Annotated in this window: 15 protein-coding genes; 4 read left to right on the top strand and 11 right to left on the bottom strand. The window is 63.8% G+C overall.

The window, feature by feature from the left end; all coding sequences use genetic code 11:
- Positions 1-77 precede the first annotated feature (77 nt).
- The gene (locus ACYQ12_RS02090; RefSeq protein ID WP_459866998.1) at positions 78-1,847 is read left to right on the top strand and encodes a methyl-accepting chemotaxis protein; all 1,770 of its coding nucleotides are present in this window, start codon (positions 78-80) and stop codon (positions 1,845-1,847) included.
- Positions 1,848-1,997: 150 nt separating this feature from the next.
- On the opposite strand, the gene ACYQ12_RS02085 is transcribed toward ACYQ12_RS02090, so the two are convergent.
- Positions 1,998-2,489: a YciE/YciF ferroxidase family protein gene (locus tag ACYQ12_RS02085; protein WP_459866995.1), complete on the bottom strand. Its 492-nt coding sequence runs from the start codon at positions 2,487-2,489 to the stop codon at positions 1,998-2,000.
- 328 nt (positions 2,490-2,817) lie between these two features.
- Here ACYQ12_RS02085 and ACYQ12_RS02080 point away from each other — a divergent pair, with 328 nt between their 5' ends.
- Positions 2,818-3,996 carry an acyl-CoA dehydrogenase family protein gene (locus ACYQ12_RS02080; RefSeq protein WP_459866992.1) on the top strand — a complete coding sequence of 393 codons (1,179 nt, stop codon included), beginning with the start codon at positions 2,818-2,820 and terminating at the stop codon, positions 3,994-3,996.
- A gap of 24 nt (positions 3,997-4,020) precedes the next feature.
- Positions 4,021-5,163 (top strand): acyl-CoA dehydrogenase family protein, encoded by a 1,143-nt coding sequence (locus ACYQ12_RS02075; protein ID WP_459866989.1) that lies wholly within the window; start codon positions 4,021-4,023, stop codon positions 5,161-5,163.
- A 112-nt stretch (positions 5,164-5,275) separates the two neighbouring features.
- Here ACYQ12_RS02075 and ACYQ12_RS02070 read toward each other — a convergent pair whose 3' ends face one another.
- The 3 genes from ACYQ12_RS02070 to ACYQ12_RS02060 all read right to left on the bottom strand — a co-directional run bounded on the left by ACYQ12_RS02070 (position 5,276) and on the right by ACYQ12_RS02060 (position 6,705).
- Positions 5,276-5,740, bottom strand: coding sequence for a hypothetical protein (locus tag ACYQ12_RS02070; protein ID WP_459866986.1), 465 nt, complete (start codon positions 5,738-5,740; stop codon positions 5,276-5,278).
- Positions 5,741-5,821: 81 nt separating this feature from the next.
- On the bottom strand, positions 5,822-6,253 hold the full coding sequence (locus ACYQ12_RS02065; RefSeq protein WP_459866983.1) for a DUF6691 family protein: 432 nt from the start codon (positions 6,251-6,253) through the stop codon (positions 5,822-5,824).
- Positions 6,250-6,705 carry a YeeE/YedE family protein gene (locus tag ACYQ12_RS02060; RefSeq protein WP_459866981.1) on the bottom strand — a complete coding sequence of 152 codons (456 nt, stop codon included), beginning with the start codon at positions 6,703-6,705 and terminating at the stop codon, positions 6,250-6,252. The genes ACYQ12_RS02065 and ACYQ12_RS02060 overlap by 4 nt, the downstream gene beginning before the upstream one ends.
- A gap of 208 nt (positions 6,706-6,913) precedes the next feature.
- Here ACYQ12_RS02060 and ACYQ12_RS02055 point away from each other — a divergent pair, with 208 nt between their 5' ends.
- The gene (locus ACYQ12_RS02055; RefSeq protein ID WP_459866978.1) at positions 6,914-8,143 is read left to right on the top strand and encodes a multidrug effflux MFS transporter; all 1,230 of its coding nucleotides are present in this window, start codon (positions 6,914-6,916) and stop codon (positions 8,141-8,143) included.
- A 24-nt stretch (positions 8,144-8,167) separates the two neighbouring features.
- On the opposite strand, the gene ACYQ12_RS02050 is transcribed toward ACYQ12_RS02055, so the two are convergent.
- The 7 genes from ACYQ12_RS02050 to kdpF form a co-directional block, all read right to left on the bottom strand.
- A complete protein-coding gene (locus tag ACYQ12_RS02050) occupies positions 8,168-8,770 on the bottom strand; it encodes a Yip1 family protein (RefSeq protein WP_459866975.1) in 603 nt (200 codons plus the stop codon).
- 265 nt (positions 8,771-9,035) lie between these two features.
- The gene (locus ACYQ12_RS02045) at positions 9,036-9,737 is read right to left on the bottom strand and encodes a response regulator (RefSeq protein WP_459866972.1); all 702 of its coding nucleotides are present in this window, start codon (positions 9,735-9,737) and stop codon (positions 9,036-9,038) included.
- The gene (locus tag ACYQ12_RS02040) at positions 9,727-12,432 is read right to left on the bottom strand and encodes a DUF4118 domain-containing protein (protein ID WP_459866969.1); all 2,706 of its coding nucleotides are present in this window, start codon (positions 12,430-12,432) and stop codon (positions 9,727-9,729) included. Before ACYQ12_RS02040 ends, ACYQ12_RS02045 begins: the two co-directional genes overlap by 11 nt.
- A gap of 10 nt (positions 12,433-12,442) precedes the next feature.
- On the bottom strand, positions 12,443-13,033 hold the full coding sequence (gene kdpC, locus ACYQ12_RS02035; RefSeq protein ID WP_459866966.1) for a potassium-transporting ATPase subunit KdpC: 591 nt from the start codon (positions 13,031-13,033) through the stop codon (positions 12,443-12,445).
- A 10-nt stretch (positions 13,034-13,043) separates the two neighbouring features.
- Positions 13,044-15,083, bottom strand: a complete 2,040-nt coding sequence (gene kdpB / locus ACYQ12_RS02030) for a potassium-transporting ATPase subunit KdpB (RefSeq protein ID WP_459866963.1) — start codon at positions 15,081-15,083, stop codon at positions 13,044-13,046.
- A 13-nt stretch (positions 15,084-15,096) separates the two neighbouring features.
- Positions 15,097-16,815: a potassium-transporting ATPase subunit KdpA gene (kdpA, locus tag ACYQ12_RS02025; RefSeq protein ID WP_459866960.1), complete on the bottom strand. Its 1,719-nt coding sequence runs from the start codon at positions 16,813-16,815 to the stop codon at positions 15,097-15,099.
- A 10-nt stretch (positions 16,816-16,825) separates the two neighbouring features.
- Positions 16,826-16,906, bottom strand: coding sequence for a K(+)-transporting ATPase subunit F (kdpF, locus tag ACYQ12_RS02020; RefSeq protein WP_459874452.1), 81 nt, complete (start codon positions 16,904-16,906; stop codon positions 16,826-16,828).
- Between the last annotated feature and the right edge of the window lie 184 nt (positions 16,907-17,090).

The raw sequence follows: 17,090 nt of genomic DNA, 5'->3' as shown, positions 1-17,090 counted from the left end.
CTCCATGGTTAATCTTTCTTGGCGAACGCCGATAGTGGATATGACTACAACTAAAACTTCTGCTTCGGATATCGCCAATGCCAAAGACAAGACTACGGCCACATCGCTTGTGGTCGTTGAGCCTGCAGAACAGGATACTGATGCTGGTCCTGGGTCCGCTGTTGCTGATCACCCTGACTCTGATTACCGTCGCGGCCTATGATCGTATTCTCGCGTCACGCTCCACGCTGGCCGAGCAGCACGCAATGCTGGTCGAGGCACGCAAGGCCGCGGTACGTAACGTTATCGAAGCCGCCATGTCCTCCATCGCCCCCATCGTTGCCAATGCCGGGGCCAACGATCTCGAAGCGCAGGAGCAGGCCAAGAATATCCTGCGCCGCTTTCGCTTCGACGAGAGTAACTATGTCTTCGTCTACGATTATCAAGGCAAGGTACTGGTGCAACCCATGATGCCGGATCGTGAAGGCACCAACGGTCTCGATACCCAGGATCGCAACGGCAAGCCCCTGATCCGCGACATGATCGAGATCGCGCGCCAAGGCGGCGGTTTCTATCAGTACGCCTGGCCGCATCCTGCCACCGGCGAGATCGAAGCCAAGCACTCCTATGCCGCCGGGGTCCAGAAATGGGGATGGCTGGTAGGTGCGGGCGTCTATGCCACCGACATCGACGCAGCCATGGCCGCTATCGAAGCCACCGAGACCAGCGCTCAGCGCCAGTTCATCATCAAGACCGTGCTGATCGGCAGCGCGATCTTCATGGCGGTGGCCGCCATCGCCATCTGGCTCGTCCGGCGCACCGTTCAGCCGATTCGACGTACCGCCAACGCCATGCAGGATATCGCCAAGGGTAATGGCGATCTGACCCGAAGACTGGAAATCGAAAGCGACGATGAAATCGGCGAGCTGGCCAACCAGTTCAATGCCTTCGTCGCGCGCATGCAGGACACGCTGCGAGAGGTCCGCGCCAGTACCCTGAGCGTCTATCAGGCCGCAGGAGACATTGCCCAGGGGAGCGAGGAGCTGGCATCGCGAACCGAACAGGCCGCCGCCAACCTGCAGCAGACCTCGGCGTCGATGGAAGAGATCACCTCGACGGTCAACAACAGCGCCGAATCGGCCCAGCAGGCCAATCAACTGGTGCTCTCCACCGCCGCAGTGGCCCGCCAGGGCGAGGCGGCAATGAGCCAGGTCGAGCACACCATGAATGACATCGATGCCTCGGCCGCCAAGATCGGCGATATCGTTTCGATGATCGACTCGATCGCCTTTCAGACCAACATCCTGGCACTCAACGCCTCCGTAGAAGCCGCCCGCGCCGGCGAGCATGGCCGAGGCTTTGCCGTGGTCGCCCAGGAGGTCCGTATCCTGGCCAACCGTTCCAGCGAGGCATCGCGCGAGATCCGTGCGCTGATCGACGACTCCGTGTCGCATACCCAGTCAGGTGCCGGGCTGGTGCGTACCGCTGGCCAGACCATGCGCGATATCGCCACCCGTGTCGCCCGCGTCACCGCCGTCATCGGCGAGATCAGCACGGGCGCCAAAGAGCAGAGCAGCGGCATCGCTCAGGTCAACACCGCCGTTGCAGAAATGGATACCATGACCCAGCGTAATGCCGCCATGGTCCAGCAGTCCGCTACCGCCGCTGCCGACATGCGCCTCCATGCAGAGCGCTTGAATCGGTTGATCGACACCTTCGTGCTGGGTGAAGAAGAAGCGCCTACGCAGGGACCGCATAAAACATCTCCCGCTGCCGCTTCCCGCACAACGGCCGTGACACGCTCCTCCCGCACTCCCATCGGGCAACGCTCCAGCCGCGAAGCCACCCAGGAGTGGGAAACATTTTAAAGCGGACGATAATGCAGGAAGACAACAACGAAGACGGTCTGTAACCAAACAAAGCGCCTGACCCTGGAGTCAGGCGCTTTGCGGGCCTTACAGCTCATTGCCTGTAAAGCTTGTCTATGAAAGCCGGCGAGTATCCGCTCGCCTCGAGCGTTAACCGGCTTTCTTGTTGACGTTCTTTTCCGCCATCTTGGTGAGCTTGTCGTCGGTGGCCTTCTCTTCCTTGAGCGTCTCGGCCAGGATGTTCTTGGCCTCGGTATAACCAAGCTGCTCGGCCATGGCACACAGCGTGCCGTAGGCGGAGATTTCATAGTGCTCGACTTTCTGCGCGGCGCCGATCAGGCCGGCATCCAGCACCGGGCCCTTCTCCGCGGCATCGATCAGCTCCTGTGCCTCCTCGATCAGGCTCTCCATGCCATAGCACTTGATCCGCTTGAGACGAACGTCAGGAATCGTGTCCGCCGCCTGTTCGAGTCTTTCGACCTGACCGCGAGTCTCCTCGAGATGCTCCCGGAATGCATCGGCCAGCTTGGGATCGTCCGCGGCGCGAGCCATTTTCGGCAATGCGCGGGTGATCTGCTTCTCCGCGCTATTGATTTCGGACAGCAGGCGCATGAAAAGATCGTTGGCGTCCTTGATAACCATGTTTCGCTCCATCTCGCTGATAAAATGTCACTTCCGCATCAAGCGTTGCTGACACTTAAACCTAGCAGGTGTTTTTCATTGACGACGCCATCCCGTCAGGCAAATGGGTTAAATATTGCTTTTAAAAGTAATGGGTCAATGGGGTTAGGTATCGTGTGACATACGATTCCGGGCCACGCCAGCCAAGGGCTAAGACCAAAGGCCGGCTCGGAGACCCACGCTCGGACTGCTAGCATCCAGACGTACCGCATAAATGAAACCCGGTTTCGCAACTGCCAAGTACGCCGGATTTCTCCATCCCGCATAACCATAACAAGGGAGAGACGAAGTGGCTGATCTGGAAACGTTTCGCCAGGAAACTCGCGCCTGGCTCGAAGAGAACTGCCCGCCGAGCATGCGCTCGCCACTCAGGAGCGACAAGGACGTCTGCTGGGGCGGGCGCAACTGCCAGTTCCAGAGTGAGGAGCAGCGTTTGTGGCTCGAGCGCATGGCCGCGCGCGGCTGGACCGCGCCGGACTGGCCCAGGGAGTATGGCGGCGGCGGGCTCTCCCAGGAGGAGCACAAGATCCTGCGCGAGGAGATGGCGCGCATTCGGGCCCGGCCACCGCTGAACAGCTTCGGCGTGTGGATGATCGGCCCCGCCCTGCTCAAGTTCGGCTCCGAGGAATTGAAGCGTCAGCATCTGCCGCCGATCGTGCGCGGCGAGATCCGCTGGTGTCAGGGCTACAGCGAACCCGGCGCCGGCTCCGACCTGGCCGGCCTGCAGACCCGTGCGGTGGACAAGGGCGACCACTTCGTCGTCAACGGCCAGAAGGTCTGGACCTCCTATGCCGACAAGGCGGACTGGATGTTCGCCCTGGTGCGCACCAACCCCGACGTCAAGAAGCAGCTGGGCATCAGCCTGGTGCTGTTCGACATGGCCACTCCCGGCGTCACCCCCCGCCCCATCAAGCTGATCTCGGGCAGTTCACCGTTCTGCGAGACCTTCCTCGACGACGTGCGCGTCGAGAAGAACCAGGTGGTCGGCGAGATCGACCAGGGCTGGACCATCGCCAAGTATCTGCTCACTCACGAACGCGAGATGATCGGTGGCTTCGGGCGCACCGCGGCCGGCGAGAAGACGCTGAGCCAACAGGCCGTGGAAGTGCTGGGGCTCGAGCACGGTCGCCTGGCGGACGGCTTCCTGCGCAGCGACATCGCCCGCTGGAGCATCGACGCCAAGGCTTTCGAGGCAACGGCGGAACGCGTGCTCGACGAGGCCAAGGCCGGCCAGGGCGTGGGTAACGCCTCGGCGATGCTCAAGTATTACGGCACCGAGCTCAACAAGCGCCGTCAGGAACTGCTGGTCGCGCTCCACGGCAGCGAGGCTCTGGTCTGGGAAGGCGAGGCCTGGGACGAGGGCGCCCTGCCCCGACAATGGCTGCGTTCCAAGGGCAACTCCATCGAAGGCGGCACCTCGGAGATTCAGTTGAACGTGATCGCCAAGAACATTCTAGGCCTGGGTTGAGCCACCGCGTCGAGGTCATTTGACATGCAACGTCTCGTATTGAACGAAGAACAACAGATGCTCAAGGATGCCGCCAAGGGCTTCCTGCAGGAAAACGCCCCCGTTGCCCAGCTGCGTCAGCTACGCGACAGCCGCGATGCCACCGGGTATTCCCCGGCGCTCTGGCAGCAGAGCGTGGAGATGGGGTTCGCCGGCACACTGATTCCCGAGACCTTCGGCGGCACCGACTTCGGCCATGTCGGTATGGGCCAGATCCTCGAGGAGGCCGGACGCAACCTCAGCGCCTCGCCGCTGTTCGCCACCGGCGTGCTGGGGGCCTGCGCCTTGCGTCTGGCAGGCAATGAATCCCAGCAGCAACGCTATCTGCCCGCCATTGCCGAGGGTCGGCTACTCACCGCGCTGGCCGTGGACGAAACCGGCCGCCATGCCCCGCACCATATCCGCACGCGTGCCGAGCGAAATGGTGACGACTTCGTGGTCAGCGGTCACAAGACCTACGTCATCGATGGACACGTTGCCGACACGCTGATCGTCGCGGCGCGCACCTCGGGTGAAGCCCACGATACGCAGGGCATCACGCTGCTGCTGGTCGACCGCGCCGCGCCGGGAGTCGAGGTCGAACGCACCATGATGGTCGACAGCCGCAACGCTGCCATGGTGCGCTTCGACCAGGTGCAGCTCGGCGCCGAGGCGGTACTCGGCGAGATCGGCCAGGGCTACGCCACGCTCGGACGACTGCTCGATATCGGCAACGCCCATCTCGCCGCCGAACTGCTGGGTATCGCCCAGGAGGCGTTCGAGCGCACCGTGGCCTACCTGAAGGAGCGCAAGCAGTTCGGTGTCACCCTCGGCTCTTTCCAGGCGCTGCAGCATCGCGCCGCACACCTATGGAGCGAGATCGAGCTATTGAAATCGGTGGTCCTCAAGGCGCTCAAGGCACTCGATGACGACGATGCCGATACCGCGACGCTGGTCAGCGTGGCCAAGGCCAAGGCGTGCGAAGTGGCCGAGCTCGCCACCAACGAGGGCGTGCAGCTGCATGGCGGCGTGGGCATGACCGACGAGTACGACATCGGGCTGTTCCTCAAGCGCGCCCGTCCGGTACAGCAACTGTTCGGCGACTATCGCTACCATGCAGAGCGCTTCGCCAGTCTGAACGGCTACTGACGAGGCCTTCACCGAGAAAAGAACGAGGAACCGAGAAAGACAGGAAGAAGCCGAGAAAGAAGCGAGGCACGCCATGACGTGCCTCGTCTGATCTTCCGACGTACCACGACACTTACCTGTCGAGCGCCACCATGACCTGCAGGACCCGTTCGCGCGTGGTGCGGGTCGCCGGGTCCTCGGTCAGATCGTCGAAATCGCCGCGCAGCGCCTTGAGACCGTAGCGTTCGCGGTCGATCTCCGTGGCGGTGCGCACACCCCGCCGCCGGAACACCGACACCGGTGGGCACCAGCCCTGCAAGGCATGCTGCAGCAGAAAACCGCTTACCGCGGCAGGCAGCAATAGCCAGCGGCGATCGAGCGTCGCGCCTAGCGCGACGCCGGCCAGGCCCAGTGTCGCGGCGTTCGCCTCCAGGGTCCGCTCGATGTCCCATTCGCGGTCGAGCTCGTCCAGCCGGTAATCGATCTCGTAGGGATGCTGGGCAAAGTAGGCGAGGTTCGCCTGGATCTCGCGCTCGATGCGCCGATTGATCTCGTCACGGGTGCTGGCCGCGACCCGGGCCGTGGTAGTGGGCAGCATGAAGCCTCCTTGGTTGAATGCGTTGCGTTGTCGATCCCCGATTTCATGGAAAGCCTTGTGAGCATAGTGCATGCCCGACGATCAGCCGGGCAGGCGTCGCCCCGCGGGATGCAGGGAGAACCGAACCAGCCACCAGCCGACGATCATCGCCCCGAGCAGGACGATCAGCGGCACGCTCGGTTTCGCCAGGGAGGCGAAGGCCGGTCCCGGGCAGTAGCCGGACAATCCCCAGCCGATCCCGAACAGTGCGGCGCCGCCCAGCAACCGTGCATCCAGGTCGCGCCGGGTGGGCCACTGGAACGCGCCGGCGAACAGCGGATGCGGCTGCCTCAGCATCCAGCGGTAGCCGACGAAGGTGGTCGCCACCGCCCCGCCCAGCACGAACATCAAGGTCGGATCCCAGGCACCGGCAACGTCCAGGAAGCCCAGCACCCGCGCCGGATCGGTCATGCCGCCGATCGCCAGTCCCAGGCCGAACAGCAGCCCGGCGAGATACCCCATCAAGGCTTTCATGCTCCCCCTCCGATCACGTGACGCATGCCGTACACCGTGAGCATGGCGACGGCCACGAAGGTCAGCGTCGCCGCCAGCGAGCGCGGCGACAGGCGCGCCAGACCGCAGACGCCATGCCCGCTGGTGCAACCGCTGCCGAGGCCGGTGCCCAGCCCCACCAGTAACCCCGCGACCAGCATCAGCTCCGTGCCGCCGACCGGCGCGCCGATCACGCCGGCGGTGCCGACGGCATTGCCCAGACCGCCGCCCAGCAACATGATCAGCGCCGGGCCGCTGACCAAGCCCAGCAGGAACGTCAGTCGCCAGGCCGAATCGCCATCGGGGCGTCCCAACAATCCCGCCAGAATGCCGCTGATCCCGGCGATTCGCCCCAGCGTGGCCATCAGCCAGACCGCTGACAGCCCGATCAGGATGCCACCAACCAGGCCATGCCAGCTTGCCGTCCAGTCCATCGCTCTCTCCTCGCGTTGCCCTTAGAACCGCCCGCCGTCGTATCGCACGGCGAACAGCCAGAGCATAACGCAGGTTAGGTTATGGAAATATTCTTTATGGATATATAAGAAATCAGGTTATGACGGATCGCGATAGTGCCGCCCAAGGTCATGTCACCGCCAGGAGCCGCTACACTAGCCTCTTTCCCCATCGGCTAGCCTACCGCTCATGATCAGACTCACGTCCCCTCTCGCCGTCCTCGTCCTTGCCGCCATGGTGGCACTCGGCCCGCTGGCGACCTCCATGTACCTGCCCGCCTTCCCGGCCATGGCGCAGGCGTTCGGCGTCGGTGCCGACCAGATCCAGCTGACGTTGAGCGCCTACATGATCGGGCTGGCGGTAGCGCAGCTTGTCAGCGGCCCGCTGTCCGACCGCTTCGGCCGCAAGCCGCTGTTGCTGACGGGCATGCTGCTGTTCGCCCTGGGCAGTGCAGGCTGCATGCTCGCCGAGAATATCCATGTCCTGATCGGCTTCCGCTTCCTGCAAGCCTTTGGCGCTGCCGGTGGCATGGTGCTCGCCCAGGCGGTGGTACGTGACACCTTCGCGCCCACCGATGCCGCCCGTACGCTGGCTTACATGGGCAGCACGACGGCGCTGGCCCCGGCGATCGCACCGATTGCCGGCGGAGCGCTGCTGGTGGCGTTCGGCTGGTCGTCGATCTTCTTCGCCTTGGCGTTGTACGCGGCGCTGATGCTGGCCGTGGTGAGCGTCGGCCTGCCCGAGTCGCTGCCGTTGGACCGCCGCCAGACCCTGCATCCCGCCACGGTGCTGCGCAACTACCGCAGCGTGGCGCAAAGCCGCATCTTTCTCGGCCATGCCCTCGCCGTCAGCCTGATGTTCGCCGGGCATTACGGCTTCATGTCCGGGGCGCCCTTCGTGCTGATCGAGATATTCGGCGTGGCGGAAGCCAACTTCGGCTGGTACTTCCTGTTTGTCGTTGCCGCCTTCATCACCGGTAATCTGCTCGGCGCCCGGCTGGGCACCCGTGTCGGCGGCCACCGTCTGATCGTCTTCGGCGCCTCGCTGCTGACCCTCGCCGGGGCGGTGATGGTGGCCTGCCTGCTGGCGAGGATCAGCTCGGTGGCAGCGATTATCGCCCCGCAGGTCGTCTATGCCATCGGCGCGGGTCTCATGATGCCGCAGTTGATCGCCGGAGCGCTGATGCCCTTTCATCACATGGCAGGCACTGCCGCTGCGCTGATGGGATTCATCCAGATGGGAGCCGCCGCCATGACCAGTGGTCTGGTGGGCCGGCTCTATGACGGCACGGCGCAGCCCATGGCGCTGATCATCGCCCTGTCGGGCGCCAGCGCCCTGGCCGTCTATCTACTGCTGATCCGTAAACCGATCATGGGAACGGCCGAGGCGGCGCCTGACGTCGGGCAACGTCAGGACTGACAATGCGCCCCGGCCGTGGCGACGTTACAGCATCCCGAACAACCAGCGTGCTCCGTACCCCCAGACCAGCACGGTCACGGCGAGCAGGGCCTCGAGCACCAGCACTCCGACGCCGAGAGTCGCCCCGGTGACACTTGATGCTTCCGCGCGGCTGATCTGTAGAAAGGCGGGAGTGCCTAGATAGAGCAGGTAGGCGCTATAGCAGAGCCCGATGGTGCCGGCCAGCAGGCAGAGCCAGACCAGCGGATACAACGCCACGATTCCCGACAGGAACATGGGCGTCGCCACGTAACCGGCGAAGATGATGCAGCAGCGCAGGCTGGGGCGGCTGGGATAGCGCTGCGCCAGCTTGTATATGACGCCACCCATCAGGGCGACCGCTGCCAGGATGATGACATAGAACGCGACGCCGGCACCGAGGGCATCCCAAGGCGTCAACACGATGGGGTCACTGCCGGTCAGGCTCCATCCGACCTGCGTCGTGCCGATAAAGGCGCAGATCACCGGTATCGCCGCGACCTCCAGAACGTGATGAGCGTAGAGATGCGTCACCGTCTCTCTTTCGCTCTGGATCTGTTTCCATTCCCGATTGGGATGGGCCATCAATCCCCAGACATGTGTAAGCATGACACTCTCCTCCCATCGTCAACCCCCTTACCCTTTTGCAGTATAGGTAACCGGGGCGGAGATACCGTGCCGTTTGCATACACCAAAAGCCGCATGATGCGAAGCGCTCCACCACAGTGAACGCTTACAGCAACAAGTAACGCTTACGCTGATAAAAAGGAGTGCCACACGCTCCGATTCCCTGTCCGGTCCGTGCAGGCCCAGGGCCGGCAGGCTTCCGCGTGCTTCCTGGCAGCATGGACGAGGCGGCCGGGAGCGTCGCCCATTACCTTTTCGCTTCCAGCAGACGATAACCGACGCCGGCTTCCGTCTGGATCAGCCAGGGCTGCTCGGGATTGTCCCCCAGTTTACTGCGTAACTTACTGATCACGATTCGCAGATAGTGCGTGTCGTGATGATGCACCGGCCCCCAGACATCCTTGAGTAACTGCGTCTGCGTGATGACGCGGCCGGGATACTGGGCCAGCAGGGACAGGACGGCATATTCCTTGGGCGTCAGCTTTATGGGAGCGCCGGCCAGCGTGACGCGCCGATGCTCCAGATCGATGAGCAACTCGCCTGCCTGCAGCGGATGAGCGATTGATGCATTGGCCGGGAGGCGCTGTCTCAGCGTCGCTCTGACGCGTGCCAACAGTTCCTGAATGCCGAAGGGCTTGGTGACGTAGTCGTTGGCGCCGGCATCCAGGCAGGCCACCTTCTCGCTTTCCGAGGCTCTGACCGAGACGACCATGACAGGAATGCCGCTCTGTTCACGGATCGTCTGGAGCACCTCCTTTCCATCGATGTCGGGTAGCCCCAGATCGAGCAGGACCAGATCCGGCTTTTCACCGATGGCCTTGATTAGCCCCTCGCCCCCATTCTCCGCTTCGATCACCTCGTAGCCCTGCGATGTCAGGCTGATCCGCAGAAAGCGCCGGATCTGCAGTTCATCATCCACGACCAGGATACACTGCCGGTCAGTGCTCATCTTGGGCCTCTTCCTCAAGGTCGACAGTCGGTGAATCAATCAGCGGTAGGCGAATCACGATACTGGTGCCTGCCTCATTGGGGGGAGCTTCGGCGTTGATCGAGCCGCCGTGTGCGCCGATCATGCCACGGCAGATAGCCAGTCCCAGGCCGCTGCCATGCTTGCCCCGGTCGCCTTCGCCGCCAGTGAAGAACATGTCGAAAACCTGCTCCCGCAGGGGCTCGGGAATGCCGGGCCCTTCATCGCTGACACGAATGAGCAACTCGTTTCCCTGGGCTTCGCCACTAATCACGATGCGCCCCTCGGGCGGAGAGAATTTAATGGCGTTCTCGATGACATTGACCAGGGCCTGCTCGATCAGCGCCGGATGAACGTACAGAAGTGGCAGGTCGGGTGGCCATTCCCGCTCGATGCTGATATGGCCCAGGGCCGTCTCGAGTCGCTTGAGTGCGGCATTGACCAGATCGGCCAGGGTCACCCAGTCCCGCTCGATCTTCAACGTGCCATGACCCAGTCGCGTCATGTCCAGCAGGTTCTGAATGTAGCGATTCAGTCGCTCACTTTCACCCAGAACGCTATCGAGCAGTTCACGCTTGTCGGCGTCGGAAAGCTGAGCATCCAGATCGCGCAAGGTGCTGGCGGCCCCGATGATCGAGGCAAGCGGAGTACGCAAGTCATGCGAGACCGATGACAGCAGAGCCGAGCGCAACCGCTCGTTTTCCTCGGCCAGTTTCGCGGCACCCAGGTCGTTGACCAGGCGTGTTCGCGCCAGGGCCATGCTCAACTGGTTGAGCAGTGTGTCGACCAGGATTTCCTGATCGTGATCCAGCGAGGCCTTCCGGTCAGCCAGCGCCAACCCGACGACGCCCAGCGTCGTTTTGTCTTCCACCAGCGGAATGAACCGCCAGCGCTGGGTCGCCAGTGTCTGCGAGCCATGGCCGCTGGCACGCCGATTATGGTAGGACCAGGCAGCTGCCTGTCTGGCTGTCGTGTCCAGGCCGATTTCGCCAGGATGCGACTCGGTGACCCGCAAATCGTCATCTCCGGGCGTGTATTCCAGAAAGACCACCGGGACCTCCAGCCAGTCCGCCAGCGTGGTGATACCGGTGGACCGGACGCTGGCATGTTCGGCTGATGCCGAGAGGGCGCGGGAAAATTGCAGCAGGCGCTGGGTCAGGTCCCGGCTGGCACGCAGGGCGATCAACTGCCGACGAGCCCGACCCGCCAGTTGGCCACCGATCATGGCGACCACGAAAAAGAAGAAAACCGTCAGAAGCTGGTCTCGATGGACCATGGCCAGGGTATAGCGGGGCTCGGTAAAGAAGAAGTTGTAGGCCAGAAAGCTCAGTACGGCGCTGAGCATGGCGGCACGCGTTCCGCTATAGGCCGCCGTGATCAGCACTCCGGTAAGAAAGACCAGGGACAGGTTGGCCAATTCCATCGCGCGATCGATGAGCAGCGAAAGCCCGAGGATGATAGGCAACACGATCACTGGCCAGCCCCACTCTCGACGGGACAAGGGGGTCACGGGGCGGCTGAGTAGCCGGAAACGTTTACTGCGTTCGGTTTCGGCAACGATTACCAGGTCGAATTCGCGCGCCTCCCTGAGCAGTTGCTTGCCCAGTGAGCGATGCCAGAAGCGCCAGGGCGTGTTCACGGCCCGGCCGATTAGTAGGGTGGTGACATTATTGCGCCTGGCATAATCGAGCAGCTCACCGACCCTGCTCTGGCCCGGCAGCATGACGACCTCGCCTCCCAATCGCTCGACCGTCTGGTGGCTTCTCTCCAGCTCAAGGCGTGTTGTCGTCGAGGTGTTGCCTGTATCAATATGCACCGCACGCCAGGTGGCATTACGCCGCTCGACCATGCGATGAGCTGCACGAATCAGGCTGGCATCCTCGGCTCGGCCGCTCAGGGCGACGAGGAGCTTGGGCCGTACCGGCCAGGGGCCTTGCTCGCCGCGTGCGCCCATGGAGTCGCGCACATCGCTGTCCACGCGTTCGGCCATGGTCTGCATGGCCAGTTCACGCAGCGCCGTCAGATTGGCCACGCTGAAGAAGCCGTCCAACGCCGCCCGGGCTTGCTCCGGCACGTAGACCTTGCCTTGCCTCAGACGCTGGATGAGTTCGTCGGGGGTCAGATCGATCAGTGTGATGTCCCGCGCCCGGCCGATCAGCGAATCGGGAACGGTTTCACGCATGCGAATGCCGGTGACACGGGCCACCGTATCGTTCAGGCTCTCGATGTGCTGGACATTGAGGGTGGTCCAGACATCGATACCGGCATCCAACAGTTCTTCGATATCCTGGTAACGGCGCGGATGGCGCCCGCCGGGGATGTTGCGGTGGGCCAGTTCATCGACCAGCACGATAGGCGGCTTACGTGCCAGGGCGGCATCAAGGTCGAATTCCTTAAAGGCCTGCCCACGGTGCTCACGCTCGACCAGCGGAATGCGCTCGATGCCATCGCACAGACGTTCGGTTTCCTCGCGGCCGTGGGATTCGATAACGCCGAGCACGATCTCCTCGCCCTCGGCGATCCGATCCCGAGCGGTGCGCAGCATGGCAAAAGTCTTGCCGACGCCGGGCGCGGCGCCCAGGAAAACACGCAAGCAACCGCGCGCCTCTCGGCGCGCGGTCTTGAGCAAGGCGTCGGGATCGGGACGCATGTCCTCGTTGCCTCCCACGCCGTTCATGGCATACCAGTCATTCGTCGATCGGGCTCCGTTCATCCAGGGCCAAGTTGAGTCGCAGGACATTGACGGCGGGCTCGCCCAGCAGTCCCGTGTATTCGGTCGCCGCCTGAATGGCGCTTTCAATCTCCGGCAGGGGCAGGCCACGCGCCTGGCTGACCCGCGGCGCCTGGGCCAGGGCAGCCGCCGGCGAGATATGCGGATCGATGCCCGAGCCCGAGGCGGCCAACAGGTCGACGGGAATCGCGCCCGCTGACATGCCGTCGCGCTGCTGTAACGTGCGGGCTTCGTCCTGAGCGCGCTCGCGCAACGCGGGGTTGCTCGGCGCCAGGTTGGAGCCGGCGACCCCAGTGGGATCATAATCTGCCGCCGAGGGCCGGCCATGGAAGTACTGCGGCCCTACAAACGCTTGGCCCACCAGCGCGGAGCCCACCGCGTTGCCTTGAGAATCGTACAGTAAACTGCCGGTTGCCTGTTGGGGAAAGAGTACGCCACTCAACGTCGTGACGACGAACGGATAGCACAGGCCCAGCAGGGCGGCCAGCACGACCGTCAGGCGCAGCGAGGCCAGCAGGGAGGCGCGTGTCATCAATGAAGCGGTCATGGTTTGGCTCCTAGAGTAGGCCGGCGATCATCACGTCGAGCAATTTAATGGCGGGAAAGGGCAACAACAGTCCACCGAGGCCGTAGATCAGCAGGTTGCGACGCAGCAATTCGGTGGCAGAAGCGGCCTTGAAGCGCACCCCACGCAGCGCGAACGGTATCAATGCGGGAATGATCAAGGCATTGAAGATCACGGCCGCCAGCACGGCCGACTCCGGCGAGTGCAGGTCGAGGACGTCCAGTACATCCAGCGCCGGGATGCTGGTGGCAAAGAGCGCCGGCAGGATGACGAAGTACTTCGCCACGTCGTTGGCCAGCGAGAAGGTCGTCAGGGCGCCGCGGGTGATGAGCAACTGCTTGCCGATCTCCACGGCGGCCAGCAGCTTGCCCGGATCGGAGTCGAGGTCGACCATGTTGCCCGCCTCGCGGGCGGCCTGGGTGCCCGAGTTCATGGCCAGTCCAAGATCGGCCTGGGCCAGCGCCGGGGCATCGTTGGTGCCGTCGCCCATCATCGCTACCAGCCGGCCCGAAGCCTGCTCCTCGCGGATGATTTCCAGCTTGCGCTCGGGGGTGGCTTCGGCCACGTAGTCGTCGACCCCGGCCTCCGCCGCAATAGCCGCCGCCGTGATCGGGTTGTCGCCGGTGATCATCACCGTCTTGACGCCCATCTCGCGCAGTTGGGCGAAACGCTCGGCAATGCCCGGCTTGATGACGTCCGACAGGGCGATCAACCCCAGTAGCCGGCCGCCGTCGGCAACCGCCAGCGGCGTGGCACCATCGCGGGAAATGCGTTCGACCAGCCTTTGGTAGGTCGAAGGTACGCTGCTGCCGTGCTCACGAACGAACGTGGCGATGGCATTCGGTGCGCCCTTGCGCAGTTGCGTACCGTCGGACAGGTTGACGCCGGACAGCCGTGTCGAGGCCGAGAAAGGAATGAACTCGGCGCGATTGTCCAGAGTCGGAGTCGCGCCCTGATCCCTGGCGAGCGTGACGATGGAACGTCCCTCCGGGGTCGGGTCGTCCAACGAGCACAGGTAGGCCACGTCGCGCAGCCGGCCGATGGCGACCTTGTCGCAGGGCGCGAACTCGGTGGCGCGACGGTCGCCCAGCGTGATGGTGCCGGTCTTGTCGAGCAGCAGGGTATCGATGCTGCCGGCGATCTCGACCGCCTTGCCGGACTTGGCGACCAGATTGGCGCGCATCGCCCGCTCCATGCCGGCGATGCCGATGGCCGGCAGCAGACCCCCGATGGTGGTGGGGATCAGACAGACCAGCAACGCCACCAGCATGATCGGCGATGGCGTGATACCGACGAATTCCGCCATGGGCACCAGCGTCACGACCACGATCAAAAATACCAGCGTCAGGGTGGCGAGCAGCACCGACAGCGCCAGCTCGCTGGGCGTCTTCTGACGGCTGGCGCCTTCGACCAGCGCAATCATCCGGTCCAGCAGCGACTCGCCCGGATCGACGCTGACTTCGACGACCAACTCGTCGGACAGCAGTTTGGTGCCGGCGCTGACGCCGCTGTTGTCGGTGCCTGCCTCGCGCAGGACGGGGGCGGATTCGCCGGTGACGGCGGATTCGTTGATGGAGCCGGCGCCCGCGACGATCTCGCCATCGGCGGGGATCAGCTCGCCGGCCACGACCCTAACCCGGTCGCCGCGGCGCAGCGTATCGGCGGCCACCATGGCTTCGCTGCCATCCTTGCGCAGTTTGCGTGCCTTGAGCTGACCGCGTGTGGCGCGCAGGCTGCCGGCATGCGCCTTGCCGCGGGATTCCGCCAGCGCTTCCGCGCCATTGGCGAACAACACGGTCGCCAGCAGGACCAGGGTCACTGCCAGGGCGAAAGTGTCGCTTTCCCCTCTGGCAGCCGCCAGCCCGGTATAGAGCGCGCAGACCAGGGTGCCGATGCCGACCACGGCCATCACCGGATTGCGGGCCAGGGAGCGCGGCCCCAGGCGAAGGAAGGATTCCCTGATCAGCTGGCCCCACAGGGGACGCCATTCGGCACGCTGTTCGGTATGGCGGGTTTGGGTCGAGGTGGACATGAACCTTTTCTCCTCAAAAGCCGAGTGTCAGCTGTTCCGCGACCGGGCCGAGCACCAGCGCCGGCAGGAAGCCCAACAGATTGATGATGACGATGACCCCGGCGGTCAGGCCGACGAAGGCACCGCTGTCCATGGCCAGGCTGCCGCGCCCGGTGGGGGCGGTGCGCTTGCCGGCCAGCCAGGCAGCGACCGCCAGCGGGGCGAACATGGGCAGGAAGCGTCCGACCAGTAGGGCGATGACGCAGGTCAGGTTCCACCACGGCGTGTCGTCACCCAGCCCCTCGAACCCGGAACCATTGTTGGCGAATGCCGAGGTGTACTCGTAGAGCACTTGGGACAGGCCGTGAAATGCCGGATTGGAATTGCCGGTCAGGCTCGGGAAGGCGGCAGTCAGCGCCGTCAGGCCGAGAATGACCAGCGGCTGGGCGAGGATCGCCAGCGAGATCCAGCGCATCTCGCGGGTCTCGAGCGGCTTGCCCAGCAGCTCGGGGGCGCGGCCGATCATCAGCGAGCCGATGAAGGCGGCCAGCATCAGGTAGAGCAGATAGCCGATCAGGCCGACGCCGATGCCCCCGAAAGTGACGTTGACGAACATGTCCATCAGTGTCACCAGTCCGCCCAGCGGGTTGAAGCTGTCGTGCATGGCGTTGACCGAGCCGTTGGAGGTCTGGGTCGTCCAACTGGCCCACAGCGCCGACATCTCCGGGCCGAAGCGCACCTCCTTGCCCTCCATGTTGGGGCTGCCGGCTATCGCGAGGCCTTCGAAGGCCGCGTTGGGCAGCTTCTCCGAAATGATGGCGGTCGTTGAGGAAACCAGTGAAAAGGTCAGCATGACCGCCCCGATGCCCATCATCAGGCGGCGCCGTCCCGTAATGGCGCCAACGGCGACGAGCAGGGCGACGGGGAACAGCAGCAGCGACACGGTCTCGATGACGTTGGACAGCGGCGTGGGGTTTTCCAGCGGCACGCTGGAATTGGGGCCGTACCAGCCACCGCCGTTGGTGCCGAGCTGCTTGATGGCGACCATCGCGGCGACCGGGCCGAGGGGAATCTCCTGGGTCTCGGTAACCTCACTGTCCAGCGGCTGCACCGTCTGCGCGCCATGATAGGTACTCGGCACCCCCTGCCAGGCCAGCAACAGGGCCACCACGGTGGCTACCGGCAACATGACGCGCAGCAGGGACCGCACCAGATCACGGTAGTAATTGCCGACGCCGACAGTCTGCGCTTTCTCGTCGCTAGAACGCGGATTGTTAGTCTTGCTGAGCAGCACGCGGGCAATTGCCAGTAGCACCGCCAGTCCGGTGGCCGGGGTGATGAACTGCAGGGTCACGATGGCGAAAGTCTGGCTCAGATAGGAGAGCTGGGCCTGACCCGAGTAGTGCTGCTGGTTGGTATTGGTGGCAAACGACACGGCCGTGTGCAGTGCCGTGTCCCACGGCATGCCGGCAATACCGTCGGGGTTGAGCGGCAACAGGCCTTGGGCCATGAACACGCCCCAGGCCAGCAGGATCAGCAGAAGATGCAGCTTGGCGACGGCCCAGGCGTAGGCCTGCCACGCCATCGTGCGCTGCGCATCGACACCGGCCAAACGATAAATCACGGCTTCGATGGGGCGAAAAAGCCCGTCCAGAGGCGCCTTGCGATCACCCTCCAGGGAGCGAGCCATGTAGAGCCCCAGGGGAAGCGCCAGCCCGATGATCAGCGCATAGCAGAGTATGACTTCGTTCATCGCCGGTCTCCTAGAACCGTTCGGGCCACAGCAGCGCGGCGAACAGGTAGATACCAACCGCAAGGGACAGGACCAACAACAGGATTTGCATTGCCTTGATTCCTCGAAGGGAGAAGAGGTAAAGCCAAGGCTAGTGAGAGGACGCGTAAAAAATCGATGAGGCTTTTCGGGGCCCGCCGTAAAAAGACCGTAAAATTTCCTGCACCTCACCACTCACTGGGAGGACATCGCCGCTCTGCGCTCACGTTTATCTGCACCTTACCGTGCACGAGGGA

The organism is Halomonas shantousis (assembly GCF_054654615.1).
Note: the sequence above shows the minus strand (reverse complement) of the source record. Positions and strands in the feature narration are given on the sequence as shown.